Origin of the sequence: Escherichia sp. MOD1-EC5950 (assembly GCF_002965345.1) — a bacterium.
In the GTDB taxonomy this organism is placed as follows: domain Bacteria; phylum Pseudomonadota; class Gammaproteobacteria; order Enterobacterales; family Enterobacteriaceae; genus Escherichia; species Escherichia marmotae.
Map to the genome: position 1 here is coordinate 22,215 of NZ_PTSR01000022.1, position 25,321 is coordinate 47,535.

Consider the following 25,321-nt stretch of genomic DNA (forward strand, 5'->3'; position numbering starts at 1 on the left):
CGTTATCCCGCCATCGCCTGCTGGATAATCGGAATCGGCGTCAGCAAATGTTGACGCATTAACTCACTGGCGCGCGCAGTATCTCGCGCCAGCACAGCGTCGGTTAAAATTTGATGCTGATCGCGTTTATCTTCCAGCATTTCTACTGAAAGCACTGTTTGCCGCAGCCAGATGAATCTGTAGCGTGCCGCCAGATCAAACAAACGCTCGCGCATTTGCAGTAAATAGTGGGAACCGCAGCCAGCCACAATCGCAGTATGAAATGCCTGATGGCGCTGGTCCCACTCATCAAGCATTTGCTCGCTGGCGTCAGAGGCTTCCAGTTTACCAAGCAAATGTGCTTTCGCGAGAATGTCAGCTTCCCATTCATCACTGCCACGGGCAATCGCCAGACTCACCAGCATCGCTTCCATATTGGCGCGGGCATCGAAAATATCGAGCAGTTCCTGCTCTGACATAGACGCCACCCGATATCCTTTTTGATTCACCACCGTGACCAGTCGTTCCGCTACCAGTTGCGAAAGGGCTTCCCGCAACGGCCCGACGCCGAGTGAATAGCGCGACGTCAGCAAACTCATTCGCAGTTTTTCATCCGGCTGAAAATGACCGCGAATAATATCGTTCTTCAGCCAGCGATAGCCATCCAGAGACGTAATGGTCATGGTGTGACTCCAGCTCAACGTTAATGCGTATTATGCGCGGGTAATTTTTGCCACATTATTAGCTTTTTCCAGCGCGCCATAATTGGCACGGTACAGATAATCCCTATTGCTAATAAGCCGGTGGAAATGACCTCGAGTTGCTGTGCCGGACGGAATAACATCACCACCAATACAAAGGTAATAAAGCTAATCACCAGCCAGGTAAGCCACGGATAAAGCCACATGCGCAGGCGAATTTCGCCGCCTTCTGCCAGCAGAATTTTACGCATCCGCAATTGTGAAACGGCGATGACTAAATAAACCAGCAGGGCGATGGCGCCGGAACTGTCGATCAGGAATTTAAACACTTTCGCAGGCGCGTAATAGTTCACCACCACCGTTAAAAACGCCGCACCGGTCGAGAGTAATACAGCCACGTAAGGTGTTTTACTGCGGTTGATTTTGCCCATTACTGCAGGTGCATCACCGCGACGGCTCAGTGAGTAAAGCATTCGCGAGGCGGTATACAGCGCTGAGTTCAGGCAACTGGTCACTGATAGCAAAATAACGCAATCCATAATGAATTTTGCGTGCGGAATATTCAGCAGCTCCAGCACGGAACGGTAGGAACCCACGGTTTTCAGTCCTGGCATATTCCACGGGATGAGAGCCACGACGACAAAAATAGAACACAAATAGAAAATAGAGATACGCCAGATAACCGAGTTGGTGGCGCGAACAATATGTTTATCCGGCGTGTCGGATTCTGCTGCCGCGATGGTGACAATTTCCGCGCCCATAAACGAGAACATGGTGATAAGCATCGCGCTTAATACCGCACCAAAACCATTCGGCATAAAGCCGCCGCTATCCCATAATCTTGAGATACCACTCACTTCGGCATAAGGATAAAAACCGCTAATCGCCACTGCACCGAGGAAAATAAACGCCAGGATAGCAATCACTTTGCATATCGCTAACCAGAACTCAAATTCGCCGTAGTTTTTGACGCTTAATAAATTACTTCCGGTTAAGGCGAGGGTAATAACGAGGGAAAATAACCAGATGGGAATACCGGGAACCCATGAATGCAGGATCATGGCGGCAATGTTGGCTTCCAGCGGGATAACCAGTACCCAAAACCACCAGTACAGCCAGCCGATGGTATAGCCCGCCCAGCGGCCAATGGCTTTATCGGCATAGGTGGAAAAGGAGCCGGTGTCGGGCGTAGCAACCGCCATTTCCGCCAGCATTCGCATAATCATAACCACCAGTAATCCGGCGAACAGATAGGCCAGCAATACCGCCGGACCCGCTTCGGCTATAGCGACGCTGGAACCGACAAACAGACTTGCGCCGATAACACCGGCAATAGACAACATGGTGACGTGGCGTGATTTCAGCCCGCCGCCTAACTCATGTGGTTGCGATGATTGCCCCATCCTGAATCCTCTCGAAAGTGTGTCACTTGGGAGAGCGCCCCGACATTTCCCGCGTCGGGTCACGCGTTTAATTGTTATTAACTCTTTTTGCCGGAGAGCGGCTCTGCCTTATCCGGCCGACATAGATTTATTCCTGTTTACGTACAGATTGTCGGATGCGGCGTAAACGCCTTATCCGACCTGGATTCCTGTAGGCCGGACAAGACGCGAAGCGTCGCCTCCGGCATGGTGCGCCGAATGTCGGATGCGGCGTAAACGCCTTATCCGACCTACATTTCCGTGGGCCGGGCAAGACGCAAAGCGTCGCCTCCGGCATGGTGCGCCGAATGTCGGATGCGGCGTAAACGCCTTATCCGACCTGGATTCCCGTAGGCCGGACAAGACGCGCAGCGTCGCCTCCGGCATGGTGCGCCGGGTGTCGGATGCGGCGTAAACGCCTTATCCGACCTGGATTCCCGTAGGCCGGACAAGACGCGAAGCGTCGCCTCCGGCATGGTGCGGTGCTACTGCTTCGCCTCAGCAAAACACTGGCTGATGATCTCCAGACCCTGACGGATCTGAGCATCTTCAATGGTGAGGGGGACAAGGATGCGCAGTACGTTGTAATAAGGGCCGCAGGAGAGAAGAATCAGACCTTTATCGCGGGCGCGCGCTACGATCTCGGCGGTGAGTTTCGCATCCGGTTTGTCGTGATCGCCATTTTCAAACAACTCGATCGCAATCATCGCCCCCAGCCCGCGCACATCGCTGATCTCAGGGTGTTTTTCGGCTATTGCCAACAACCCGTCTTTCAGTTTCTGCCCCAGATCGTTGGCTTTTTGCAGCAGATTTTCCTGCTCGAACACCTTCAATACTTCCAGCGCCGCCACGCAGGCAATCGGGTTACCCGCATAAGTGCCGCCCAGACCACCTGGTGCGACGGCGTCCATCACTTCGGCACGTCCGGTGACGCCCGCCAGCGGGAAGCCGCCCGCGATCGATTTCGCAAAGGTGGTGAGATCCGGTGCAACGCCCATTTGCTCCATCGCAAACAGCGTACCGGTACGTCCCGCGCCGCTCTGGACTTCATCGGCAATCAGCATGATCCCATGCTCGTCACACAGCGCGCGTAAACGTTGCATAAAGGCTGGCGTCGCGGCGTAGAAACCGCCTTCGCCCTGAACCGGCTCAATCACGATGGCGGCGATATCTTCCGGCGCAGCGTCATTTTTGAAGATTCGGTGGATACTGGCGATAGCGTCATCTTCACTGATGCCATGCAGTGGGCAAGGGTAAAGCGCGCGATAAACATGGCCCGGCATCAGCCCCATACCCGCAGAGTACGGATTCACCTTGCCGGTCAGCGCCAGCGTGTAGTGCGTGCGCCCGTGATACGCACCGCTAAAGGCGATGGTGCCGCTGCGTTTGGTGGCGGCGCGGGCGATTTTTACCGCGTTTTCCACCGCTTCCGAACCCGTGGTGACCAACAGCGTTTTTTTGGCGAAATCGCCCGGCACTTTCTGATTCATAATCTCGCACAACTCCAGATACGGCTCGTAAGCCAGCACCTGGAAGCAGGTATGCGACAGTTTTTTCAACTGCGCTTCCACCGCCGCAACCACTTTTGGATGCAGGTGCCCGGTGTTGAGCACTGCAATCCCGCCCGCGAAATCAAGATACTCACGGCCTTCAACGTCCCACACCCGGCAGTTTTCCGCCCGGTCAGCGAAAATCGGGTGAATTTGCCCGACGCCACGGGGGATCGCCTGACTGCGGCGCTGCATTAACTCTTTATTGCTGCTCATTCGCGTTCTCCAGTTAAAGACCGATGCACATGTATTTGATTTCTAAGTAATCTTCGATGCCATACTTCGAACCTTCACGACCCAGACCCGAGGCTTTAATGCCGCCGAACGGGGCCACTTCATTGGAAATAATGCCGGTATTGATGCCGACGATGCCGTACTCCAGCGCCTCGCCCACGCGGAAGACGCGGCTTAAATCACGAGCGTAGAAGTAGGCGGCAAGGCCAAACTCGGTGTCATTGGCCTGCGCAATCACATCGGCTTCGTCTTTAAAGCGGAATAGCGGGGCGAGGGGGCCGAACGTCTCTTCTTTCGACACTTTGGCGTTGGCCGGAACGTCCACCAGTATGGTCGGCTGGAAGAAGTTGCCGCCGCGTTCGTGCGCTTTACCGCCGCAAACCACGCGCGCGCCTTTCTCCAGCGCATCGGCAATATGCTCTTCCACTTTTGCTACCGCTTTTTCATCGATCAGCGGTCCGATGGTGACGCCTTTTTCCAGTCCATCACCGATTTGCAGTTTGCTCACCGCCTGCTGCAATTTTTCGGCAAAGCGGTCATACACGCCGTCCTGCACGTATAAACGGTTGGCGCAGACGCAGGTTTGCCCGGCGTTGCGGAATTTCGAGGCCAGCGCGCCTTCCACGGCTTTATCGAGATCGGCATCGTCAAAGACGATAAACGGCGCGTTGCCGCCGAGCTCCAGTGACACTTTTTTGATATCTTTCGCGCACTGTTCCATTAACTGGCGGCCAATTTCGGTCGAGCCGGTAAACGACAGCTTGCGCACCAGCGGGTTGCTGGTCAGTTCGTTACCGACCGCGCTCGCCGAACCGGTGACCACGTTAAACACGCCAGCCGGAATGCCCGCGCGGATCGCCAGCTCTGCCAGCGCTAGCGCAGAGAACGGCGTCTGACTGGCGGGCTTCAGCACCATCGTGCAGCCTGCCGCCAGTGCCGGACCGGCTTTGCGGGTAATCATCGCCGCCGGGAAGTTCCACGGCGTGATGGCCGCAGTAACGCCAATCGGCTGCTTGATCACAATCAGGCGCTTATCGGCCTGATGACCGGGAATAGTGTCGCCATAAATACGTTTGCCTTCTTCGGCAAACCACTCAATAAAGGAGGCGGCGTAGCTGATTTCGCCTTTCGCTTCAGCCAGCGGTTTGCCCTGTTCGAGGGTCATCAGGCGCGCTAAATCGTCCTGATGCTCCATCATCAAATTGAACCAGTTGCGCAGAATGGTGGCGCGTTCTTTGGCGGTGAGCGCACGCCAGGCGGGCAGGGCGCGGTTGGCGGCGTCGATAGCGGCACGGGTTTCATCAGCACCCATTTTCGGCACGCTACCCAGCTTGTCGCCGTTCGCCGGATTGGTGACATCGATGACCTCGCCATTGTTGGCGTCCAGCCATTCCCCGTTAATCAACGCCTGCTGGCGGAATAAGTTACTGTCGTTAAGTTTCATCGCTACATCCTGTTTTCAAAGGTTATTGATTAAATGCGGCGTGTAAGGCATCCACACTACGTGCCGCTCGCAGCGTGCGTCCGGGGTTACTCTGGCTTGCCAGCAGCGTTTGTACCTTGCTGACAATATGCGCACCAATAGGAATTGCTGATGTCGCTGCCGGGGAGGGCGCATTGCAGGTGTGGATCGTGCGCGGGGTGGTGACAAACAGAAAATCGTCAATCAGCTTGCCGTCCGGCGATACCGCCTGCGCCCGCACACCGGCGGGCCAGGGCTGGAGATCGCTTAACGAAAGCCGGGGACAATACTTTTGCACCAGCCGCAAATAGCCGCTTTTGCACAGCGAGTTTTTCATCTCGCCCAGTCCTGAGCGTAGGTGGTTTTGTAGCACCCGGCGAATCCCCGAAGAGCCCAAAATCTCCAGCGTGTCGCTAAATGAGAAGTCGCGCTTGCGATAGCCTTCGCGTTTGAAAGCCAGCACCGCGTTTGGCCCGACGGTCACGCTACCGTCGATCATCCGGGTGAGATGAACGCCCAAAAATGGCATCGCCGGGTCGGGGATGGGGTAAATCAGATGGTTAACAATCTGGTTATGCTCCGGTGCAAGGCGGAAATACTCGCCACGGAACGGGCAGATGATAAAGCCCGGTTCGAGGCCGAGCATTTTCACCAGCCGGTCAGCCATTAGTCCGGAACAGCTAATCAGCGTCGATGCTTCATATTCGTCGCCCTGACGGGTACGTATCACCACGCCGTTTTTATGCTCACTGAGCGCGCTGACTTCGGCGTTATAGATAATCTCACCGCCTCTGGCCTGGAAGATTTTTGCCATCGCCGCCGTCACTTCGCGATAGCTGACAATGCCGCTGGACGGCACAAAAATACCGCCAAGCCCGGTGATATTCGGTTCGCGCTCGCGCAGTTCGTCGGCGTTTAACCATTCGCGCTCGATCCCGTTCGCCGCCGTGCGTTTCCACAACGCGCGCATCCGTTCCATTTCGAGAGCGGACGTGGCGACCAGCATCTTGCCGCAGTTGTCGTAGCGAATGCCGTTTTGATCGCAAAAGGCTTTGGTGGCGTGGTTTCCCGCCAGGCAAAATTTCGCCTTCAGGCTGCCGGGCGTGTAATAGACCCCGGCATGGATCACACCGCTGTTGTGGCCCGTCTGGTGACAGGCCGGGCCGGACTCTTTTTCCAGCAACGCAATGCGGGCGTCCGGATAGACATCAATCAGTTGCATGGCGGTCGACATGCCGATGATGCCGCCGCCAATAATCACAAAATCATACATCCGCTCAATTCCTTTGCGCTTACTGATGCGTCTGGTAGTGGTTAGTGGCGTAAGCGAAATAGCCACGCTGGCGCATCAGTTCGCGACGCAGATCCGGATGCGCGGTAAAGCGGTCGCGACCGTGCAGCCAGAACAGGTTGTTAATCAACAGGAATTTGCCAACGGGAACGGGGACAGACAGAATGCCTTTGCTGGTTTCAATGGCGTCGGAAAGCTCGCTCAACCATACGCCTTCTTCGAAGTCTTTCGGCTGGACGAACTGGTCGATATAGCGCATCACCGGGCGCCCCTGCTGATCGACGTCGAACACCGGATGGAAGACATCTTTGCTGACGTTTTTACTTGGCGGTGCGGCAAAACGCATCGGACGGCGCGCCAGCGGGTGGCTGAAAAAGTGGTCCAGATGTTCCCAGTCATCGAGATGCAGCAGCAGCGAATTTCCGCCCTGCATGTTTTGTTCGTCGATTTTCATCATCAGCACGTAATCAGTGATCTCTTCGACATAGGTGCCGTCGTTATGCAACTCCATCACGCGGTGCGGCTGGCGCAGATAGCTGTCTGAGTTATCGACATTTTTCACCACAAAACGCGCATAATACTGACCGCTCATCGCATCGAAATTTGAGCGACCAATCAGATGCGCCACCGCCGTCGCCAGCTTCACCATCTCATCCGCCTGCTTCACATCATCGACACCTACCGCATTGATCAACAGCGCACCTTCAGCGCGGTTTAGCAACGTCTTCAACAGCAGCGGCTGTAGTTGGTTTGCACACAGATCGTCGAGAATTTTGCCCACCCGAAAACGCAGAAACGATTTGTACTCCAGCGCCTGCACGGGCCACTCGGCAACCTGTTCGAGAAACTGTTTGGTCGTCTGTTCGGTGAAGGTGAGTTCCAGCAGACGCGGGGATTGCGCCGACGGTATGAGGGTGAATCCGCTATAGTCCTGGCCTGAATCGACAGTATTGGTTTGTACGGCGGTCAGTGCATTCATCAGAAGCAATCCTCTTATGAGATGTAGGGTGACATGGCGATGCTCACTTCGTAGCCATAATCTAAAAATATCTACATTTCTGAAAAATGCGCACAAAAGAGACATATTGTTTTCTTATTGTGATCAAAAACAATATTTTATTAACATATGGTGAGGTGAGTTATAGATGCTTTTTTAGAGAAATAATTATTTAAAATAATAAGTTAGTGATGGTTATAGGAGGTGAGTATTGGGTGTGATTTCAAACTTCAAAACAAATGTGTCCTGCGATTTAATACACGATTGAGTTAATTTGAAATAACCTGTTGTAAACAGGTGAGTTTTAGTTCTTCACCTGTTTGGCAGGGGGGAGAATAATGCGTAGTCTCCATACATTATGTAAGTATCCCGCATAATCGTGCCATTCACATTTAGAGCCCCTTTTGCATTTCAGAAGAGCAACGTCCTCCTTGATTAAGGATAGCGTTGCATCGACCCGTTGAACTCAGAGCTCATAACAGACATTCATTTTTTATGGCTGAAAGGCATTCGTGGCTGGTTGATATATGGAAGCTGTGAACGAAAAGAATGGTGCTTGTTGAGGGGATAGATGAAGCACAGCCAAATTAAGCAGATGAAAAAATAAAAAAGCCCGCATAAGCGGACTTCTATGTCACTAAAGAGCCGCGGCTCCTTTGCGTATCCTTTTTTGTCTCCTCACCGTCTGGTCGGTGTCCTGCTGAGACTGCTAACTTCCTGTTTTTGTTGGTGTTGTTCTTACGCCGTCTAATCATGATTGGTGGAGCTGGCGGGAGTTGAACCCGCGTCCGAAATTCCTACATCCTCGGTACTACATGCTTAGTCAGTCTTTACATTCGCTTGCCAGCTGCGGACAGACACGCCACTAACAAACTAGCCTGATTAAGTTTTAACGCTTCAACCCCAGGCAGGGCTTCCACGCGATCTCTTTTGGGTTTGACCTCTCTTGATCCCCGTCCTAAGAGCGGAGGCTAGGGAGAGAGGGCTCTAAGCAGGTTATTAAGCTGCTAAAGCGTAGTTTTCGTCGTTTGCGACTATTTTTTGCGGCTTTTTACGAGGCCAACCGCCCCTCGGCATGCACCTTGGGTTTCGCAAATCCCGTCGAATCCAGAATCAGCCCCAATGTGTAACGGTGAGTATACCAGATTTGTGAGCGCCATGACCAGCCCCAATGGCGACATCGTCAAGGATTTAGCGCCTGCGTAGCATGATTTTTATTCGATTAAGCATGGGGATGACTACATCTGTGTTAAATATGATTATCAACAAGATGTTCATTCGCGCCACCGGAGAGGGGAGGCGCGGTGAGGGGCTGATCAGTATATGTTATGTAGGTTTAACGGTGAGCGTTTTTCATGATACGTGCTTTATCCACCTGCCATTCACGTTCTTTGATGTCAGAACGTTTATCGTGTTGTTTCTTACCTTTCGCGACACCAATTTTTACTTTGCACCAGGCATTTTTCCAGTACAGGGAGAGCGCCACTACGGTATAGCCTTCACGATTTACGCGACCGTACAATGAGTCCAGTTCGCGCTGGTTGAGAAGTAGCTTGCGAGTACGAGTAGGATCGCACACCACATGCGTGGAAGCCACAGCCATCGGCGTGATATTTGCGCCAAACAGGAATGCTTCTCCGTCGCGCAGAAGAACATAGCTGTCGCTAATATTGGCTTTTCCTGCGCGCAGGGATTTAACTTCCCAGCCTTGCAGGGCGAGTCCCGCTTCAAACTCTTCTTCAATAAAGTATTCGTGACGGGCGCGCTTGTTGAGCGCTATGGTTGCTGAACCAGGTTTATGTGCTTTTTTCTTCGTCATAAGCGTCGTGAATCATCGGTAATCTGAAATCGAAAACACCCCATATTAATCCTGCGGGGGACAAGGCTCTATCTTAGCATGAACCCGATGTTACCCAGTGCCGGGATAGCGTTTTTTTTACAGCAGGATAAATGATATTATTTGTTGGTTTTTTGTTGATGGAATTTGTTATGCCTCAAATTAGCCGGACCGCACTCGTACCCTACAGCGCGGAGCAAATGTATCAGTTAGTGAATGACGTTCAGTCTTATCCTCAGTTTTTGCCGGGTTGTACCGGAAGTCGGATTCTGGAGTCCACTCCTGGGCAGATGACCGCTGCGGTAGATGTCTCTAAGGCTGGGATCAGCAAAACGTTTACTACCCGGAATCAGTTGACCAGTAACCAAAGTATCCTCATGAATCTGGTTGATGGGCCGTTCAAGAAGTTGATCGGCGGTTGGAAGTTTACGCCGCTGAGCCAGGAGGCGTGCCGTATCGAGTTTCATCTCGATTTTGAGTTTACTAATAAGCTGATTGAACTCGCCTTTGGTCGCGTGTTTAAAGAGCTGGCGACTAATATGGTGCAGGCTTTCACTGTGCGAGCAAAAGAGGTTTATAGTGCCAGGTAAAATTGCCGTTGAGGTAGCTTACGCGTTACCAGAGAAGCAGTACCTGCAACGTGTGATGTTGCAGGAGGGAGCGACGGTTGAAGAGGCGATTCGCGCCAGCGGTTTGCTGGAATTGCGTACAGATATCGATTTAACTAAAAATAAAGTCGGCATTTACAGTCGTCCGGCAAAACTGAGTGATATCGTGCGCGATGGCGATCGTGTAGAGATTTATCGACCATTGATTGCCGATCCGAAAGAGCTTCGCAGGCAGCGGGCAGAGAAGTCAGCGAATAAATAGCAGGCAGAAAAAAGGTGCTCAGCGAGCACCTTTTTGATCGCTATAAACAGCAAATTTTATTCGTTGCCACTCAGTGCGGGTTTGTTATCAATATTGGTCAACACACCGCTGCTGTTAAAGGTCAGCGTCAGCGTTTGCTGCGTTACACCTTCATGACCTGGTTGTTGGCGGAAGACATAGAACCAGGTATTCGTACCAAATGGATCGGACATCAGCGGTGTACCCAATGCGTACGCAACTTGTTGTTGCGTCATGCCAACGCGTATTTTGGATACGTCGTTAGCGGTCAGATAGTTCCCCTGGTTGATGTCAGGACGGTAAACCACTCGCTCCAGAGTGGAACAGCCTGCGGTCAACATCAATAGTACTGCTGCGGCAGCAGTCAGCGTTTTACAGCGCATAGTGATTTGATTCCTTTTCGGGCCCGAGCAGTACGTGGCTCATCTGTAATATGCCGATGATAATAGACCTTTCGTCACTTTAAAACCTTTTGCTGTCGGGTCTTACGGCGTTTTGCTGTCTACTCTGACCGTGAAGCAGTAAAAAAGTTTACGCCGCAAGCAGTTCTTTCGCGTTCGCCAGGGTGTTGCGGGTAACTTCGCTACCACCAAGTAAGCGCGCCAACTCCTGTAACCGCGCCTTTTTATCCAGTGATTGCATATGTGTTTCTGTCATCGCGCCATCTGTTTCTTTGCTGACAAAATAGTGTTGATGACCGCATCCTGCGACTTGTGGCAGGTGGGTAACACACATTACCTGGGTTGATTCGCCAAGCTGACGTAGCAGTTTGCCGACGACTGCTGCAGTCGGGCCGCTGATCCCCACATCCACTTCATCGAAAATGAGCGCTGGCGTTTCCATTTTACGCGCTGTAATAACCTGAATCGCCAGGGCGATACGCGACAATTCACCACCGGATGCGACTTTGGCGATAGGCTGCATTGGCTGACCAGGGTTGGTGGTAACCCGAAACTCAATGCGGTCGGCACCGTCAGCGCTCAGGTGATGCTCATCAAATTTCACATCAATCGTAAATTGCCCATGCGGCATGGAGAGTGCGTGCATACTGTCGGTGATCAGGTGCGCAAGTTCTGCTGCATAGTGCTGGCGTTGTTGGTGTAACGCGCGTGCCGTTTCCAGCGCCTGCTGATGGTGTTTAGTTACGGCCAGCGCGAGAGTTTCTTGCGAGTCGGCCTGATCGTCGAGTTGCTGTTGTTCTTCCAGCAGTGATTGATAATATTGTGGCAATGCTTCCGGGCTGACGTGGTGTTTACGTGCCAGTGAAATCTGTTTTGAGATACGTTGTTCAAGTTCGAACAACCGGTTAGGGTCGAGATCCAGACGATCGCAGTAGTGGCGTAATTCGTCACTGGCTTCAGCTATCTGGATTGTGGCCTCTTCCAGCATATCAAGTACACCGGACAGTTTGCTGTCCATACCAATCAGTTCGCTAACCAATTGTTTTGCTGTATAAAGCTGACTTTGCAGGTTTGCATCTTCGCCGTCGGCCATTAATGCCAGTGCATTCTGGCTTGTAGTCAGCAATTGACCGCTGTTAGCCAGACGCTTGTACTCTTCGTCGATTTGTTCAAACTCACCGGGCTGCGGATTAAATTCGTTCAGTTCTTTTAACTGATATTGCAGCAGTTCCGCGCGAGCGGCGCGTTCCTGACTTAGCTGTTGATGATGCGCCAGGTCGCGGCAGCTTTGATGCCACAACTGATAACGAGCGGTCATTTCCTGGAGCAGAGAAGTTTCATTGGCGTAGCCATCAAGCAGGAATTTTTGGTGCTCGGCCTTGGTAAGTAACTGATGAGCATGCTGACCGTGGATCTGGATGAGCAACTGACCCAGTTCGCGCAGTTGTGACAGAGGAACGGCCGTGCCGTTGATGAAACCACGGGAGCGGCCATCGCTACTGATCACGCGACGAAGCAGGCATTCGCGGCCATCTTCCAGTTGGTTTTCTTCCAGCCAGCGCAGAGCCGCTGGCGTATCTTTAAGAGAAAAACGAGCGCACAGGTCTGCGCGAGCAGCGCCGGTACGCACCATGTCGGCTTCAGCGCGACCACCGAGACAAAGGCCGAGCGCATCTATTGCAATAGATTTGCCTGCGCCGGTCTCACCGGTTATTACGGTCATACCGCTGTGAAAATCAATCTCAAGCTCACGAACAATAGCAAAGTTGCTGATGGTCAGTTGTGCCAACATAGTCGTTTTCCTGTATGAAAAACCATTACTGTTATTGCATACAGTATAAACTGGTTTTATATACAGTAAAGAGGCTGGTGTAAAATTAAAATAATTTTTTTGACCAGCCGAGCTTAGTGCTTAATGTATTGAAATAGCTGTAATCTTTTGGATGAATCAGATTCAGATGGTAATCACAACGACGAATCAGGACATCTTCACCTTCCTGAATCGGTAGCGCTATCTGGCTGTCGCAGCTAATTTCCAGATCGCTACGGCGGTGCGAAAAGCGCAGGCGAATTGTGCTGCTGCTGTTAATGACCAGCGGGCGCGCCGAGAGTGTATGCGGGAACATTGGCACCAGGGTAATTGCATCCAGTGATGGTGTCAGAATCGGGCCGCCCGCCGAGAGGGAATAGGCGGTAGAACCTGTAGGCGTAGAAATAATCAGTCCATCGGAGCGCTGAGAAAACGCAAAGATCTCGTCGATATACACTTCGAACTCAATCATATGCGCTACTTTACCTGGGTGAAGCACTACTTCGTTAATCGCTGTGCTGATGCGCTTCTGGCAATCTTGCTGGCAGACTTGTGCTTCCAGCAAAAAACGTTTTTCGCTGATGTAGTGGCCTTCCAGCACATCGGCTAACTGTTGTTGGGCGTTATCGGGGTCAAGGTCAGTCAGGAAACCCAGGTTGCCACGGTTGATGCCAATGACTTTAATGTCGTAGCGGGCGAGCGTGCGCGCCGCGCCCAGCATATTACCGTCGCCACCAACAACTACCGCGAGATCAGCCAGTTGTCCAATCTCCGCGAGTGTGCCAGTTTTCACATTCTTCAGTTGCAGTTCGTGAGCGATTTGCTGCTCAACGATGACCTCGTAACCTTTTGTGCACAACCAGCGGTAGAGCATTTCATGTGTTGTCAGTGCAGTAGGGTGCCGTGGGTGTCCCACAATGCCAATACACTTGAAATGATTATTCATTTTTCCGAGGTCCTTGTTGTGAAGATTGATGACAATGTGAGTGCTTCCCTTGAAACCCTGAAACTGATCCCCATAATAAGCCAAGTTAGCGAGATGAATGCGAAAAAAACGCGGAGAAATTCATGAGTAGTAAAGAACAGAAAACGCCTGAGGGGCAAGCCCCGGAAGAAATTATCATGGATCAGCACGAAGAGATTGAGGCAGTTGAGCCAGAAGCTTCTGCTGAGCAGGTGGATCCGCGCGATGAAAAAATTGCGAATCTCGAAGCTCAGCTGGCTGAAGCCCAGACCCGTGAACGGGACGGTATTTTGCGCGTAAAAGCGGAAATGGAAAACCTGCGTCGTCGTACTGAACTGGATATCGAAAAAGCGCATAAATTTGCGCTGGAGAAATTCATCAACGAATTGCTGCCGGTGATTGATAGTCTGGATCGTGCGCTGGAAGTGGCTGATAAAGCTAACCCGGATATGTCTGCGATGGTTGAAGGTATTGAGCTGACGCTGAAGTCGATGCTGGATGTAGTACGTAAATTTGGCGTTGATGTCATTGCCGAAACGAACGTACCGCTGGATCCAAACGTGCATCAGGCCATCGCAATGGTGGAATCTGATGACGTTGCGCCGGGTAACGTACTGGGCATCATGCAGAAGGGTTATACGCTGAACGGTCGTACGATTCGTGCGGCGATGGTTACTGTCGCGAAAGCGAAAGCTTAATTTCTGCCTTCGTAATGAGTTACGGCCCTGCATATGAATGCCGGGCCGTTTTCGTTACTCCGCCACGCTTTCACGTAGCGGTTTTACAGGAAAAACTTTTACCTGCTTAATCATATTGTCCTGAACGTCGAGGATATCGATATCGTACTCGCCAATACGCACGCGGGTGCCTGCGACAGGGATCTCTTCCAGCGCCTCCAGAATAACGCCATTAACCGTGCGGGCATCATCTTCCGGTAGATGCCAGTTAAAGGCTTTGTTAATTTCTCGCACGTTGGCGGTGCCATCGATAATCACCGAACCGTCGTTTTGCGGTGTGACCTCTTCGGCAAGCGTTGGTGACATCGACGTGGTGAAATCACCGACAATCTCTTCAAGAATATCTTCAACTGTGACCAGCCCCTGAATATCTCCGTATTCGTTGACGACCAGACCAACTTTCTTTTTATTGCGTTGAAATTTAACTAATTGTGTACTGAGCGGCGTGCCTTCCGGAACAAAATAAATTTCGTCCGCAGCGCGCAGCATGGTTTCTTTAGTGAACTCTTTTTTCTCCGACATCAGCCGCCAGGCTTCACGTACTCGCAGCATACTAATTGCGTCGTCCAGAGAGTCGCGGTACAGCACGATGCGCCCGTGAGGAGAGTGGGAGAGTTGACGGAGAATCGATTTCCAGTCGTCGTTGATATCGATGCCGATGATTTCACTGCGCGGCACCATGATGTCATCAACGGTCATTTTTTCCAGATCGAGCACCGATAGCAGCATATCCTGATTACGGCGGGAAATTTGTGAGCGTGATTCGTGCACAATGGTGCGCAACTCCTCTTTGCTTAAAGAGCCGCTGACTACGATATCGGTTTTGATACCCATCATACGCATCAGCATACGGGTGATGGCGTTCAGTAGCCAGACCAGTGGCATCATCAAAATTTGCAGCGGAGCCAGCAGAAAACTACTCGGATAGGCGACTTTTTCCGGGTACAGCGCGGCAATGGTTTTCGGCAATACTTCGGCAAAAACCAGCACCACGAAGGTCAGCACGCCGGTCGCAATCGCCACGCCTGCATCACCGTACAAGCGCATTCCGACAATGGTGCCCAGTGCGGAAGCGAGAATATTGACCAGGTTATTGCCGATTAACACCAGGCTTATCAGGCGGTCGGGTTTGCGCAGTAATTTTTCGACCCGTTTAGCCGAGCGATTACCCTGCTTCGCCATATGTCGCAGGCGATAGCGGTTGAGTGTCATCATTCCGGTTTCGGAGCCGGAAAAATAGGCTGAAATGACCACCATGATGATCAAAATTATGATCAACGTGGTAGTAGAGATATGTTCCAGGGGAAGCTCCTTTTCTGGTTTAGCTGATTAACTGCTGGACAATTCGGCTGCCAAAATAGGCCAGTGTCAGAATGACTGCGCCGGCGACGTTAAACCAGACAACGCGGCGTCCACGCCATCCTTCATGATAATGCCCCCACAGCAGCACAATATAGACAAACCACGCCACAATAGAGAGCACGGCCTTGTCGATATTTTCCATGCTAAATAAGTTGTGCATGTAGAACAGGCCTGTACAGAGAGTGAGCGTCAATAGCACCACACCAATTTGCGTGATGTGGAACATTTTACGTTCAATACTCATCAGTGGAGGCATTTCCTGATTAAACGCCAACTTCTTGTTCTTCAGTTGGTAATCAATCCATGCCAGTTGCAGCGCGTACAGGGCAGCGATAATCAGCGTGGCGTAGGAAAAGAGCGATAAGCCAATGTGCATCAGCATCCCGGGTGTTGCTTCCAGGTGGGTGATGTATTCATTGGGCATGAAGGTCGCCAGCGCCAGGTTGATGAGCGCAAAGGCGTAAACAATCGGCAGCAGCAGCCAGCCACGGTTACGTGAGGCCACAATGGTCATCACCGTACAGATCATCAGGCTGACCAACGAACCGACATTCAACAGGCTAAGGTTTTGTCCGCTATCACCGCCGGGCAGTATGCGGGCTTCAAGAGCAATAGCGTGGCAAACCAGCGCGATGACCGCAGAAATAATAGCCATTCGCCGCCAGCCGCCGTTTTTTTGCAGCAGACCGGGAATAATCAGTGCGAGACTGACAGAGTAGGCGACGAGCGCGAGCAGAGCAAAAACGGGCATAGTAATGTCGACAGTTTGAGCAATGAGAAAGAAAAGCAGTATAGCGTCAGGTGAACGCGGCTCCAACCGTTGCATAACAACAAAGACGCCTTCATGTTATACTGCGGCAAAATACTGATGATGTGTCGCGATTGCGGCCAACCGTTTCCACCCCAGGCGAGAGACAATGTTTGATAATTTAACCGATCGTTTGTCGCGCACGCTGCGCAATATCAGTGGCCGTGGACGCCTTACTGAAGACAACGTTAAAGATACGCTGCGCGAAGTGCGCATGGCGCTGCTGGAGGCGGACGTCGCTCTGCCGGTAGTGCGTGAGTTTATCAATCGCGTAAAAGAGAAAGCGGTTGGTCATGAAGTTAACAAGAGCCTGACGCCGGGGCAGGAGTTCGTCAAAATCGTCCGTAACGAACTGGTTGCGGCGATGGGCGAAGAGAACCAGACCCTGAACCTGGCTGCGCAACCGCCTGCGGTGGTGCTGATGGCGGGTCTGCAAGGTGCCGGTAAAACAACCAGCGTTGGTAAACTCGGTAAGTTCCTGCGCGAGAAGCACAAAAAGAAAGTGCTGGTGGTTTCTGCCGACGTTTATCGTCCGGCGGCAATCAAACAGCTTGAGACGCTGGCCGAACAGGTAGGCGTCGATTTCTTCCCTTCAGATGTTGGTCAGAAGCCGGTCGATATCGTTAATGCGGCGCTGAAAGAAGCCAAACTGAAATTCTACGACGTGTTGCTGGTGGATACTGCCGGTCGTTTGCACGTTGATGAAGCGATGATGGACGAGATCAAACAAGTCCACGCTTCGATTAACCCGGTTGAAACCTTGTTTGTGGTTGACGCCATGACCGGTCAGGATGCCGCCAATACGGCAAAAGCGTTCAATGAAGCGTTACCGCTTACCGGCGTAGTGTTGACCAAAGTAGACGGCGATGCCCGCGGCGGTGCTGCGCTCTCGATTCGTCACATCACTGGCAAACCGATCAAATTCCTCGGTGTTGGTGAGAAAACAGAGGCGCTGGAACCGTTCCATCCGGACCGCATCGCTTCCCGTATTCTCGGTATGGGCGATGTTCTGTCGCTGATCGAAGATATCGAAAGCAAAGTTGACCGCGCGCAGGCTGAGAAATTAGCCAGCAAGCTGAAAAAAGGCGACGGCTTCGATCTCAACGATTTCCTTGAACAGTTGCGCCAGATGAAAAACATGGGCGGCATGGCCAGCCTGATGGGCAAACTGCCGGGTATGGGGCAGATCCCGGAGAACGTGAAGTCGCAGATGGACGATAAAGTGCTGGTGCGTATGGAAGCCATCATCAACTCGATGACGCTGAAAGAGCGCGCTAAGCCAGAAATCATCAAAGGTTCGCGTAAACGTCGTATCGCTGCCGGTTGCGGTATGCAGGTACAGGATGTTAACCGTCTTCTGAAGCAGTTCGACGACATGCAGCGCATGATGAAGAAGATGAAGAAGGGCGGAATGGCGAAGATGATGAGAAGCATGAAAGGGATGATGCCGCCGGGATTTCCTGGTCGCTAAATGACCTTATGCGACAGAGTTATTAACTGTTGATTGCATTTTCTCCAGAAATCAGTAAAATTTTCGGGCTTTTAATATGACACCGGACTCCGTTCCTCGATGGGGTCCGGTTGTTTTATTCACACAAGAGGATGTTATGGTAACTATTCGTTTAGCACGTCACGGCGCTAAAAAGCGTCCGTTCTACCAGGTTGTTGTCGCTGACAGCCGTAATGCACGCAACGGTCGCTTCATTGAGCGCGTTGGTTTCTTCAACCCAATCGCTAGCGAAAAAGAAGAAGGCGCCCGCCTGGATCTGGATCGCATTGCTCACTGGGTTGGCCAGGGCGCAACTATTTCTGATCGCGTTGCTGCGCTGATCAAAGAAGTAAACAAAGCAGCTTAATCTGTCACGGTGGTCATGATGAGCAAACAACTCACCGCGCAAGCACCTGTTGATCCCATCGTTTTGGGAAAAATGGGTTCGTCTTACGGTATTCGTGGGTGGCTCAGAGTGTTTTCTTCCACCGAAGACGCCGAAAGCATTTTTGACTATCAGCCCTGGTTTATCCAGAAGGCGGGTCAGTGGCAGCAAGTCCAGTTGGAAAGCTGGAAGCACCACAATCAGGACATGATCATCAAGCTGAAAGGCGTTGACGATCGTGATGCGGCGAACCTGCTGACGAATTGTGAAATTGTCGTAGATTCTTCGCAGTTGCCTCAGCTTGAAGAGGGTGACTACTACTGGAAAGACCTGATGGGCTGCCAGGTAGTGACCACTGAAGGCTACGATCTCGGTAAAGTCGTCGACATGATGGAAACCGGATCTAATGACGTTCTCGTCATTAAGGCAAACCTGAAAGATGCGTTTGGTATCAAGGAACGTCTCGTACCGTTCCTCGATGGGCAGGTTATCAAGAAAGTCGATCTCACTACTCGTTCAATCGAAGTAGATTGGGATCCTGGTTTTTAAACCACCGGATAAACGGTAAAAGACGGCGCTATGTGGATTGGCATAATTAGCCTGTTTCCTGAAATGTTCCGCGCAATTACCGATTACGGGGTAACTGGCCGGGCAGTTAAAAATGGCCTGCTGAGCATCCAGAGCTGGAGTCCTCGTGACTTCACGCATGACCGGCACCGTACCGTGGACGATCGTCCTTACGGCGGCGGACCGGGGATGTTAATGATGGTGCAACCTTTACGGGATGCCATTCATGCAGCAAAAAGCGCGGCGGGTGAAGGCGCTAAGGTGATCTATCTGTCACCGCAGGGGCGCAAGCTTGATCAAGCGGGCGTCAGCGAACTGGCAACGAATCAAAAATTGATTCTGGTGTGCGGTCGCTACGAAGGTATAGATGAGCGCGTGATCCAAACCGAAATTGACGAAGAATGGTCAATCGGGGATTACGTTCTGAGTGGTGGTGAGTTACCAGCAATGACGTTGATTGACTCTGTCTCCCGGTTTATTCCGGGGGTACTGGGACATGAAGCCTCAGCAACGGAAGATTCCTTTGCTGAAGGATTGCTGGATTGCCCGCACTATACGCGGCCTGAGGTGTTAGAAGGGATGGAAGTTCCGTCAGTGTTACTGTCGGGCAACCATGCCGAGATACGTCGCTGGCGTTTGAAACAGTCGCTGGGCCGTACCTGGCTTAGAAGACCTGAACTTCTGGAAAACCTGGCTCTGACTGAAGAGCAAGCAAGGTTGCTGGCGGAGTTCAAAACCGAACACGCGCAACAGCAACATAAACATGATGGGATGGCGTAAGCCCCCGAGATATCAGTTTACCCAGGATAAGAGATTAAATTATGAGCAACATTATTAAGCAACTTGAACAAGAGCAGATGAAGCAGGACGTACCTTCCTTCCGTCCGGGTGATACCGTGGAAGTGAAAGTATGGGTTGTTGAAGGTTCCAAAAAACGTCTGCAGGCATTCGAGGGCGTGGTTATCGCTATTCGTAACCGCGGTCTGCACTCTGCATTCACTGTTCGTAAAATTTCCAACGGCGAAGGCGTTGAGCGTGTCTTCCAGACTCACTCTCCGGTAGTTGACAGCATTTCTGTCAAACGTCGTGGTGCTGTTCGTAAAGCTAAACTGTACTACCTGCGTGAGCGTACTGGTAAGGCTGCTCGTATCAAAGAGCGTCTTAACTAAGATTTCGCTTAAGCGACATCCTGTTAAGAAGGGCTGGCCAATTGGCTGGCCCTTTTTTTATCTACTGAAATTGGGTTTAAGGCGCACTTATCACCACAGCGACGCGGCGGTTCTCGGCCCGACCCTGAGATGTCTGGTTGCTGGCGATGGGGTATTTTTTCCCTAAGCCTTGAGTAGAGAGATTGCTGCGAGGAATTTGCCCACCTTCAGCCCAGGCATCTGCGACGACATTCGCTCTCTTCAGTGATAAGGCTTCATTGTAGCTATCTTCACCGTAGTTATCGGTATGACCATCCATACGGGCATGTGTTAGCCCGGTAGAAGCCAGTTTCGCCGCCATGGTTTGGATCTGTTGCTGACTTTCCGGAAGTAGTTTGTAGTCATTTTTAGCAAACAGAATCGTGTCTGATAAGCCAAGTGACCAGTCACCGGCGGATTCAGTAAAACCATAAGACTGCATAGCAGCGACTTGCTCTGGGGTAAACTTGCCTTGTGGAGCCTGGCAACCTGCCAGTATCAGAGAAGAGAAAACCAGAGGTGCTACCAGTTGCTTTATCATGTAGATATTTCCTTGTTATTTCACCCGCGTTTCGGCGCGCTGGTGCTTGGCCTGATACATATTACGATCGGCCAGCTCTTGTAATTTTTCGGCAGAATCGTGTTCACGAGTCAGGGCGTATCCAATACTTAAGGTCATGCAGGCCTGATGACCGTTATGGAGATTGAATGGGCGATGAAAGGTTTGTGTGAGATCTGCACAGATACGCTGCACTTCATATTCTGACAGTACGCCAGACAGAACCATGGCGAACTCGTCGCCTCCTATGCGGTATGACTGATGTCGTTTTCCGCTAAATTCCATTAACCGTATGGCTATCTCGATCAAGACCTGATCGCCCGTCGCGTGCCCCCATGTGTCATTGATATATTTGAAATTATCGCCATCAAGAAAAAGTAAAGCTGAGGTTTCTCGAGCAGCAGAATCATTCATTAACGTATTGATGCAGTTGCGGAATGCAGCGCGGTTCGCCAGCCCGGTTAATGGGTCATGTAGCGCGGTACGTAGAAGCTGGGCATTTTTTGCCTGCAAACGGAGCTGCCACTCTTCCATTTCATCCAGCAAGCTATTGAAGTCGAGAGCAAAGCGGTGAAATTCTGCGATTCGTTCTTCCGAAACACGGCGGGAAAAATTGCGGTTGGAGCGCACATCATGAACGACGTCAGTGATGTTTTTTAGCGCTTCCACCAGTCCGTTATGCAAATGGCGGGTAAGGGTGATTGCAATGCCTGATGCCAGCAGAATGCAACCCGTCAGAACAGCCAGCGATAACCAGATAAAATGACTGATTGAGTTGTCGCGAGCAGTTAACTGTACTTCGCCAATGATTTTGCCATTATGGCGAATCGGCTGAATGACGGGAGCGGGGAAGAGCCAGTGGCTAATGAAATTACTGAATGTCTCGCCCGGAGCCTTACTGGTGTAATGCCAGGATGCCAGAATGTTTTGCTGGTTATCTCGCACTTCTGCGGTTGAAAATTGGCCCTGCTGACCCAGCGCGGCTAACGTTTCTGTGGCTGCCGGACCATCGGCAAAAACGACAGCAGCTTCCAGACTGTAAGTCATTGTCGCTGCGGTGAGTGCCAGGTTTTTTTGCGCGTATTGTTTCAGGGTCAGCACCGATGTCACGGAAAGCAGCAGCCAGATCAGCGTCATAGTGATAAATACGCTGGTCATGCTGATATTGCGTAATGCTCTTTTAAACGTGGGGCGCTTATTAAGAGAATTATCGTTACCCATCATTTTTCTTCCGTGCGAGCATTAAGACATCCGGGTTGACCTTTACACCACTACGCGATAAGGCATCCAGGTTTACGGCAAATCTGACGTTATTATTGTTGATGATCAGGCAAAATGCGCTGCCAATAATGCACTCGGTATTTTGTTCGGCTATTAATAATAACGCCTTAGACGGATATTCATCGATTAATTCTATCTGGAATGTCGGTGACTCGCTGCCAAAATAAAAGCCATCGCAGCTTGAAATCAGTGCCTCTTGTTTAGAGTTAATGATGATGGGGAGATAAGGCAAAGAAGTTGCGTTGTTCTCTTGTAGGGCTGCGCTAAAACGTGAAGATGAAAAAATACATAGCCTTGGTGGGCCAGTCAATGCAGGCCAGCGAGTGTAGCTGACGATACCGGAAACCATCAAACGTACATTTTTTGTAACGTCAGAAGCACCCTGAGCGAGTAATGGCGATCCTGCCAGGAGAAAGAGCAGTAGTAAGATCGGTCGGTGAGAAAAGCGCATTCAGGGATCCTCACCACCGTTGCTCGAAACGCATCGAAAATTTTCTTTAGGATGCTCATTAAAATATCATTATTTTATGCACTCGTCATCAAAACGAGAATTAAAATTCAAATAAGTTAAATCTTATGATTAATTTATTGATGAGGTTTAAATTAATTCAATCGTATCGTGCTGGCATTTTCATCGGCTCCTTTTTGCCATACTTCATGCAGTTGACTGGCATTTTCCACCGTGTCACAACTGGCGGGAAAGCTTTTACCAGATAGCCCTCTGGCGTAAGTAAAATCAGGCTGGCAGGTTTTCTTTTGTCCTTCGGCATATCCTTTAAGGTATACCACCCGATCTGTTGGTGAATCGTTAAATGTATCGTCGTCTTTTATGGCAACGCCTGATATAGCATCTTCCATACCAACGTCATACCAGTCGGTACTGGTCAAGGTTGGCGCGTGAGTATAAGGATCAATCTGGCAACCGCTAATCACTAAGGCCAACAGGGGACCGATAAATTTTTTCATCATTTTTTCTCCTTTTTCAAAGCATAGCGGATTGTTTTTGATAGTGGTGTAAATTTATTTTTACGAAATTAATTGTCTCAGAAGCATTAAAACTGCATGCGTAAACTATTATTTACGAAATTTGGATTGAAATCTTTACTTGTTGTGTTATCGTTACGTCATCCTCGCTGAGGATCAACTATCGCAAACGAGCATAAACAGGATCACCATCATGCAAAAAGACGCGCTGAATAACGTACACATTACCGATGAACAGGTTCTGATGACCCCGGAACAATTGAAGGCCGCTTTTCCATTAAGCCTGCAACAAGAAGCCAAGATTGCCGATTCGCGTAAAACCATTTCAGATATTATCGCCGGGCGCGATCCTCGTCTGCTGGTAGTGTGTGGTCCTTGTTCCATTCATGATCCTGAAACGGCTCTGGAATATGCTCGTCGATTTAAAGCTCTTGCCGAAGAGGTCAGCGATAACCTCTATCTGGTGATGCGCGTCTATTTTGAAAAACCCCGTACTACTGTCGGCTGGAAAGGGTTAATTAACGATCCGCATATGGATGGCTCTTTTGACGTAGAAGCCGGGCTGCAAATTGCGCGTAAGTTGCTGCTTGAACTGGTGAACATGGGGCTGCCGTTGGCGACGGAGGCGTTAGATCCAAACAGCCCGCAATATCTTGGTGATCTGTTTAGCTGGTCTGCAATTGGTGCTCGCACCACAGAATCGCAAACACACCGTGAAATGGCATCTGGCCTGTCTATGCCGGTTGGTTTTAAAAACGGCACCGATGGCAGTCTGGCAACGGCAATTAACGCCATGCGAGCTGCCGCCCAGCCACACCGTTTTGTCGGTATTAACCAGGCAGGGCAGGTTGCGTTGCTACAAACGCAAGGTAATCCGGACGGACATGTGATCCTGCGCGGCGGCAAAGCACCGAATTATAGCCCTGCGGATATTGCGCAATGTGAAAAAGAGATGGAACAGGCGGGACTGCGTCCCTCACTAATGGTAGATTGCAGCCACGGTAATTCCAATAAAGATTATCGCCGCCAACCTGCGGTAGCAGAGTCCGTGGTTGCCCAAATCAAAGATGGCAATCGCTCAATTATTGGTCTGATGATCGAAAGTAATATCCACGAAGGCAATCAGTCTTCCGAGCAACCGCGCAGCGCAATGAAATACGGTGTATCCGTTACCGATGCCTGCATTAGCTGGGAAATGACAGATGCCTTGCTGCGTGAGATTCATCATGATCTCAACGGACAGTTGACGGCACGCGTGGCTTAAGAGGTTTATTATGGTTGCTGAGTTGACCGCATTACGCGATCAAATTGATGAAGTCGATAAAGAGCTGCTGAATTTATTAGCGAAGCGTCTGGAACTGGTTGCCGAAGTCGGAGAGGTGAAGAGCCGTTTTGGGTTGCCTATTTATGTTCCGGAGCGTGAGGCATCCATGCTGGCCTCGCGGCGCGCCGAGGCTGAAGCTCTCGGAGTGCCGCCGGATCTCATTGAAGACATCCTGCGTCGGGTGATGCGTGAATCTTACTCCAGCGAGAACGACAAAGGCTTTAAAACGCTTTGTCCTACGTTGCGCCCGGTGGTTATCGTCGGCGGTGGCGGTCAGATGGGGCGATTGTTCGAGAAGATGCTGACACTCTCGGGTTATCAGGTGCGGATCCTTGAACAACATGATTGGGAACGTGCGGCTGAGATTGTTGCCGATGCCGGAATGGTGATTGTTAGTGTGCCGATTCATGTTACTGAGCAGGTCATAGGAAAATTGCCGCGTTTACCGCAAGACTGTATTCTGGTTGATCTGGCATCGGTGAAAAATGGACCGTTGCAGGCCATGCTGGCGGCGCATGATGGTCCGGTGCTGGGGCTACACCCGATGTTCGGCCCGGACAGCGGTAGCCTGGCGAAACAGGTCGTTGTCTGGTGTGATGGCCGCCAGCCGGAAGCGTATCAATGGTTTCTGGAGCAAATTCAGGTCTGGGGCGCACGGTTACATCGCATTAGCGCCGTGGAGCACGATCAGAATATGGCGTTTATCCAGGCGTTGCGCCACTTTGCTACTTTTGCTTATGGCCTGCATCTGGCAGAAGAAAATGTTCAGCTTGAGCAACTTCTGGCGCTCTCTTCGCCCATTTATCGCCTTGAACTGGCGATGGTCGGGCGACTGTTTGCCCAGGATCCGCAGCTTTATGCCGACATCATCATGTCGTCAGAACGTAATCTGGCGCTGATCAAACGTTACTATAAACGTTTTGGCGAGGCGATTGAGTTGCTGGAGCAGGGCGATAAGCAGGCGTTTATTGACAGTTTCCGCAAGGTTGAGCACTGGTTCGGTGATTACGCGCAACGCTTCCAGAGTGAAAGCCGTGTGTTATTGCGTCAGGCAAACGACAACCGGCAGTAATAATTTTGTGCCGGGTGATACGTATCACATC

26 protein-coding genes and 1 other RNA gene are annotated in these 25,321 nt (G+C 51.2%); 10 read left to right on the forward strand and 17 right to left on the reverse strand.

Annotation, left to right across the window (positions count from 1 at the left end):
- Positions 1–2: 2 nt before the first annotated feature.
- From csiR to smpB, 8 genes are all read right to left on the reverse strand, one after another.
- On the reverse strand, positions 3–662 hold the full coding sequence (gene csiR / locus BEA93_RS18410) for a DNA-binding transcriptional regulator CsiR (protein WP_001516917.1): 660 nt from the start codon (positions 660–662) through the stop codon (positions 3–5).
- A 20-nt stretch (positions 663–682) separates the two neighbouring features.
- Positions 683–2,083, reverse strand: a complete 1,401-nt coding sequence (gene gabP / locus BEA93_RS18415) for a GABA permease (RefSeq protein WP_000531675.1) — start codon at positions 2,081–2,083, stop codon at positions 683–685.
- A 503-nt stretch (positions 2,084–2,586) separates the two neighbouring features.
- Entirely contained in the window at positions 2,587–3,867 is a 1,281-nt protein-coding gene (gabT, locus tag BEA93_RS18420) for a 4-aminobutyrate--2-oxoglutarate transaminase (protein ID WP_001516916.1), read from the reverse strand.
- A gap of 13 nt (positions 3,868–3,880) precedes the next feature.
- Positions 3,881–5,329, reverse strand: coding sequence for an NADP-dependent succinate-semialdehyde dehydrogenase (gene gabD / locus BEA93_RS18425; protein WP_105224880.1), 1,449 nt, complete (start codon positions 5,327–5,329; stop codon positions 3,881–3,883).
- A 22-nt stretch (positions 5,330–5,351) separates the two neighbouring features.
- On the reverse strand, positions 5,352–6,620 hold the full coding sequence (lhgO, locus tag BEA93_RS18430) for an L-2-hydroxyglutarate oxidase (protein WP_105224881.1): 1,269 nt from the start codon (positions 6,618–6,620) through the stop codon (positions 5,352–5,354).
- 19 nt (positions 6,621–6,639) lie between these two features.
- Entirely contained in the window at positions 6,640–7,617 is a 978-nt protein-coding gene (gene glaH, locus BEA93_RS18435) for a glutarate dioxygenase GlaH (protein ID WP_010377831.1), read from the reverse strand.
- 776 nt (positions 7,618–8,393) lie between these two features.
- Positions 8,394–8,756: a transfer-messenger RNA gene (gene ssrA, locus BEA93_RS18445) on the reverse strand.
- A 215-nt stretch (positions 8,757–8,971) separates the two neighbouring features.
- Positions 8,972–9,454, reverse strand: a complete 483-nt coding sequence (gene smpB / locus BEA93_RS18450) for an SsrA-binding protein SmpB (protein ID WP_000162574.1) — start codon at positions 9,452–9,454, stop codon at positions 8,972–8,974.
- Positions 9,455–9,624: 170 nt separating this feature from the next.
- Between smpB and ratA the strand changes: the two genes are divergently transcribed.
- Positions 9,625–10,062, forward strand: coding sequence for a type II toxin-antitoxin system toxin RatA (gene ratA / locus BEA93_RS18455; protein WP_010376629.1), 438 nt, complete (start codon positions 9,625–9,627; stop codon positions 10,060–10,062).
- Positions 10,052–10,342: an RnfH family protein gene (locus BEA93_RS18460; RefSeq protein WP_001117829.1), complete on the forward strand. Its 291-nt coding sequence runs from the start codon at positions 10,052–10,054 to the stop codon at positions 10,340–10,342. The genes ratA and BEA93_RS18460 overlap by 11 nt, the downstream gene beginning before the upstream one ends.
- Before the next feature lie 56 nt (positions 10,343–10,398).
- Here the strand turns inward: BEA93_RS18460 and bamE are convergent, their stop codons facing one another.
- The 3 genes from bamE to nadK all read right to left on the reverse strand — a co-directional run bounded on the left by bamE (position 10,399) and on the right by nadK (position 13,517).
- Positions 10,399–10,743 (reverse strand): outer membrane protein assembly factor BamE, encoded by a 345-nt coding sequence (gene bamE, locus BEA93_RS18465; RefSeq protein ID WP_001203438.1) that lies wholly within the window; start codon positions 10,741–10,743, stop codon positions 10,399–10,401.
- Between the two features lie 148 nt (positions 10,744–10,891).
- The gene (recN, locus tag BEA93_RS18470) at positions 10,892–12,553 is read right to left on the reverse strand and encodes a DNA repair protein RecN (RefSeq protein ID WP_001516912.1); all 1,662 of its coding nucleotides are present in this window, start codon (positions 12,551–12,553) and stop codon (positions 10,892–10,894) included.
- An 85-nt stretch (positions 12,554–12,638) separates the two neighbouring features.
- Positions 12,639–13,517 carry an NAD(+) kinase gene (gene nadK / locus BEA93_RS18475; RefSeq protein ID WP_001059172.1) on the reverse strand — a complete coding sequence of 293 codons (879 nt, stop codon included), beginning with the start codon at positions 13,515–13,517 and terminating at the stop codon, positions 12,639–12,641.
- Between the two features lie 122 nt (positions 13,518–13,639).
- Here nadK and grpE point away from each other — a divergent pair, with 122 nt between their 5' ends.
- Positions 13,640–14,233: a nucleotide exchange factor GrpE gene (gene grpE / locus BEA93_RS18485; protein WP_001366580.1), complete on the forward strand. Its 594-nt coding sequence runs from the start codon at positions 13,640–13,642 to the stop codon at positions 14,231–14,233.
- Positions 14,234–14,287: 54 nt separating this feature from the next.
- Here grpE and BEA93_RS18490 read toward each other — a convergent pair whose 3' ends face one another.
- Entirely contained in the window at positions 14,288–15,574 is a 1,287-nt protein-coding gene (locus tag BEA93_RS18490) for an HlyC/CorC family transporter (protein WP_010723175.1), read from the reverse strand.
- A 19-nt stretch (positions 15,575–15,593) separates the two neighbouring features.
- Entirely contained in the window at positions 15,594–16,385 is a 792-nt protein-coding gene (locus tag BEA93_RS18495) for a cytochrome C assembly family protein (protein WP_010376639.1), read from the reverse strand.
- Between the two features lie 166 nt (positions 16,386–16,551).
- Between BEA93_RS18495 and ffh the strand changes: the two genes are divergently transcribed.
- The 5 genes from ffh to rplS all read left to right on the forward strand — a co-directional run bounded on the left by ffh (position 16,552) and on the right by rplS (position 20,052).
- The gene (gene ffh, locus BEA93_RS18500) at positions 16,552–17,913 is read left to right on the forward strand and encodes a signal recognition particle protein (protein ID WP_000460036.1); all 1,362 of its coding nucleotides are present in this window, start codon (positions 16,552–16,554) and stop codon (positions 17,911–17,913) included.
- Between the two features lie 136 nt (positions 17,914–18,049).
- Entirely contained in the window at positions 18,050–18,298 is a 249-nt protein-coding gene (gene rpsP / locus BEA93_RS18505) for a 30S ribosomal protein S16 (RefSeq protein ID WP_001371138.1), read from the forward strand.
- Between the two features lie 18 nt (positions 18,299–18,316).
- Positions 18,317–18,865, forward strand: coding sequence for a ribosome maturation factor RimM (rimM, locus tag BEA93_RS18510; RefSeq protein WP_000043335.1), 549 nt, complete (start codon positions 18,317–18,319; stop codon positions 18,863–18,865).
- A 30-nt stretch (positions 18,866–18,895) separates the two neighbouring features.
- Positions 18,896–19,663, forward strand: a complete 768-nt coding sequence (trmD, locus tag BEA93_RS18515) for a tRNA (guanosine(37)-N1)-methyltransferase TrmD (RefSeq protein WP_000264785.1) — start codon at positions 18,896–18,898, stop codon at positions 19,661–19,663.
- A 41-nt stretch (positions 19,664–19,704) separates the two neighbouring features.
- Positions 19,705–20,052 (forward strand): 50S ribosomal protein L19, encoded by a 348-nt coding sequence (rplS, locus tag BEA93_RS18520; RefSeq protein ID WP_000065253.1) that lies wholly within the window; start codon positions 19,705–19,707, stop codon positions 20,050–20,052.
- 76 nt (positions 20,053–20,128) lie between these two features.
- Here rplS and BEA93_RS18525 read toward each other — a convergent pair whose 3' ends face one another.
- The 4 genes from BEA93_RS18525 to BEA93_RS18540 all read right to left on the reverse strand — a co-directional run bounded on the left by BEA93_RS18525 (position 20,129) and on the right by BEA93_RS18540 (position 22,879).
- A complete protein-coding gene (locus BEA93_RS18525; RefSeq protein ID WP_000595358.1) occupies positions 20,129–20,611 on the reverse strand; it encodes an OmpA family protein in 483 nt (160 codons plus the stop codon).
- A 15-nt stretch (positions 20,612–20,626) separates the two neighbouring features.
- Positions 20,627–21,853 carry a diguanylate cyclase DgcN gene (gene dgcN, locus BEA93_RS18530; protein ID WP_000971914.1) on the reverse strand — a complete coding sequence of 409 codons (1,227 nt, stop codon included), beginning with the start codon at positions 21,851–21,853 and terminating at the stop codon, positions 20,627–20,629.
- On the reverse strand, positions 21,843–22,361 hold the full coding sequence (locus BEA93_RS18535) for a YfiR family protein (RefSeq protein WP_061090541.1): 519 nt from the start codon (positions 22,359–22,361) through the stop codon (positions 21,843–21,845). The genes dgcN and BEA93_RS18535 overlap by 11 nt, the downstream gene beginning before the upstream one ends.
- A gap of 152 nt (positions 22,362–22,513) precedes the next feature.
- Positions 22,514–22,879 carry a DUF2799 domain-containing protein gene (locus BEA93_RS18540; RefSeq protein WP_000976009.1) on the reverse strand — a complete coding sequence of 122 codons (366 nt, stop codon included), beginning with the start codon at positions 22,877–22,879 and terminating at the stop codon, positions 22,514–22,516.
- A 208-nt stretch (positions 22,880–23,087) separates the two neighbouring features.
- Between BEA93_RS18540 and aroF the strand changes: the two genes are divergently transcribed.
- Both aroF and tyrA read left to right on the forward strand, forming a co-directional pair.
- Complete coding sequence (aroF, locus tag BEA93_RS18545) at positions 23,088–24,158, forward strand: 3-deoxy-7-phosphoheptulonate synthase AroF (protein WP_001168033.1); 1,071 nt, start codon at positions 23,088–23,090, stop codon at positions 24,156–24,158.
- Between the two features lie 10 nt (positions 24,159–24,168).
- Positions 24,169–25,290, forward strand: coding sequence for a bifunctional chorismate mutase/prephenate dehydrogenase (tyrA, locus tag BEA93_RS18550; RefSeq protein WP_000225243.1), 1,122 nt, complete (start codon positions 24,169–24,171; stop codon positions 25,288–25,290).
- The last annotated feature ends 31 nt before the right edge of the window (positions 25,291–25,321 follow it).

What these genes read in the sequence shown, in the direction of transcription:
- nadK (WP_001059172.1), bottom strand. Translation starts at nt 13,517, where the DNA reads ATGAATAATCATTTCAAGTGTATTGGCATTGTGGGACACCCACGGCAC.
- grpE (WP_001366580.1), top strand. Translation starts at nt 13,640, where the DNA reads ATGAGTAGTAAAGAACAGAAAACGCCTGAGGGGCAAGCCCCGGAAGAA.
- rimM (WP_000043335.1), top strand. Translation starts at nt 18,317, where the DNA reads ATGAGCAAACAACTCACCGCGCAAGCACCTGTTGATCCCATCGTTTTG.
- tyrA (WP_000225243.1), top strand. Translation starts at nt 24,169, where the DNA reads ATGGTTGCTGAGTTGACCGCATTACGCGATCAAATTGATGAAGTCGAT.
- rpsP (WP_001371138.1), top strand. Translation starts at nt 18,050, where the DNA reads ATGGTAACTATTCGTTTAGCACGTCACGGCGCTAAAAAGCGTCCGTTC.
- lhgO (WP_105224881.1), bottom strand. Translation starts at nt 6,620, where the DNA reads ATGTATGATTTTGTGATTATTGGCGGCGGCATCATCGGCATGTCGACC.
- aroF (WP_001168033.1), top strand. Translation starts at nt 23,088, where the DNA reads ATGCAAAAAGACGCGCTGAATAACGTACACATTACCGATGAACAGGTT.
- BEA93_RS18495 (WP_010376639.1), bottom strand. Translation starts at nt 16,385, where the DNA reads ATGCCCGTTTTTGCTCTGCTCGCGCTCGTCGCCTACTCTGTCAGTCTC.
- glaH (WP_010377831.1), bottom strand. Translation starts at nt 7,617, where the DNA reads ATGAATGCACTGACCGCCGTACAAACCAATACTGTCGATTCAGGCCAG.
- csiR (WP_001516917.1), bottom strand. Translation starts at nt 662, where the DNA reads ATGACCATTACGTCTCTGGATGGCTATCGCTGGCTGAAGAACGATATT.
- ratA (WP_010376629.1), top strand. Translation starts at nt 9,625, where the DNA reads ATGCCTCAAATTAGCCGGACCGCACTCGTACCCTACAGCGCGGAGCAA.
- recN (WP_001516912.1), bottom strand. Translation starts at nt 12,553, where the DNA reads ATGTTGGCACAACTGACCATCAGCAACTTTGCTATTGTTCGTGAGCTT.
- ffh (WP_000460036.1), top strand. Translation starts at nt 16,552, where the DNA reads ATGTTTGATAATTTAACCGATCGTTTGTCGCGCACGCTGCGCAATATC.
- gabD (WP_105224880.1), bottom strand. Translation starts at nt 5,329, where the DNA reads ATGAAACTTAACGACAGTAACTTATTCCGCCAGCAGGCGTTGATTAAC.
- BEA93_RS18535 (WP_061090541.1), bottom strand. Translation starts at nt 22,361, where the DNA reads ATGCGCTTTTCTCACCGACCGATCTTACTACTGCTCTTTCTCCTGGCA.
- dgcN (WP_000971914.1), bottom strand. Translation starts at nt 21,853, where the DNA reads ATGATGGGTAACGATAATTCTCTTAATAAGCGCCCCACGTTTAAAAGA.
- trmD (WP_000264785.1), top strand. Translation starts at nt 18,896, where the DNA reads ATGTGGATTGGCATAATTAGCCTGTTTCCTGAAATGTTCCGCGCAATT.
- rplS (WP_000065253.1), top strand. Translation starts at nt 19,705, where the DNA reads ATGAGCAACATTATTAAGCAACTTGAACAAGAGCAGATGAAGCAGGAC.
- smpB (WP_000162574.1), bottom strand. Translation starts at nt 9,454, where the DNA reads ATGACGAAGAAAAAAGCACATAAACCTGGTTCAGCAACCATAGCGCTC.
- BEA93_RS18525 (WP_000595358.1), bottom strand. Translation starts at nt 20,611, where the DNA reads ATGATAAAGCAACTGGTAGCACCTCTGGTTTTCTCTTCTCTGATACTG.
- bamE (WP_001203438.1), bottom strand. Translation starts at nt 10,743, where the DNA reads ATGCGCTGTAAAACGCTGACTGCTGCCGCAGCAGTACTATTGATGTTG.
- gabP (WP_000531675.1), bottom strand. Translation starts at nt 2,083, where the DNA reads ATGGGGCAATCATCGCAACCACATGAGTTAGGCGGCGGGCTGAAATCA.
- gabT (WP_001516916.1), bottom strand. Translation starts at nt 3,867, where the DNA reads ATGAGCAGCAATAAAGAGTTAATGCAGCGCCGCAGTCAGGCGATCCCC.
- BEA93_RS18540 (WP_000976009.1), bottom strand. Translation starts at nt 22,879, where the DNA reads ATGATGAAAAAATTTATCGGTCCCCTGTTGGCCTTAGTGATTAGCGGT.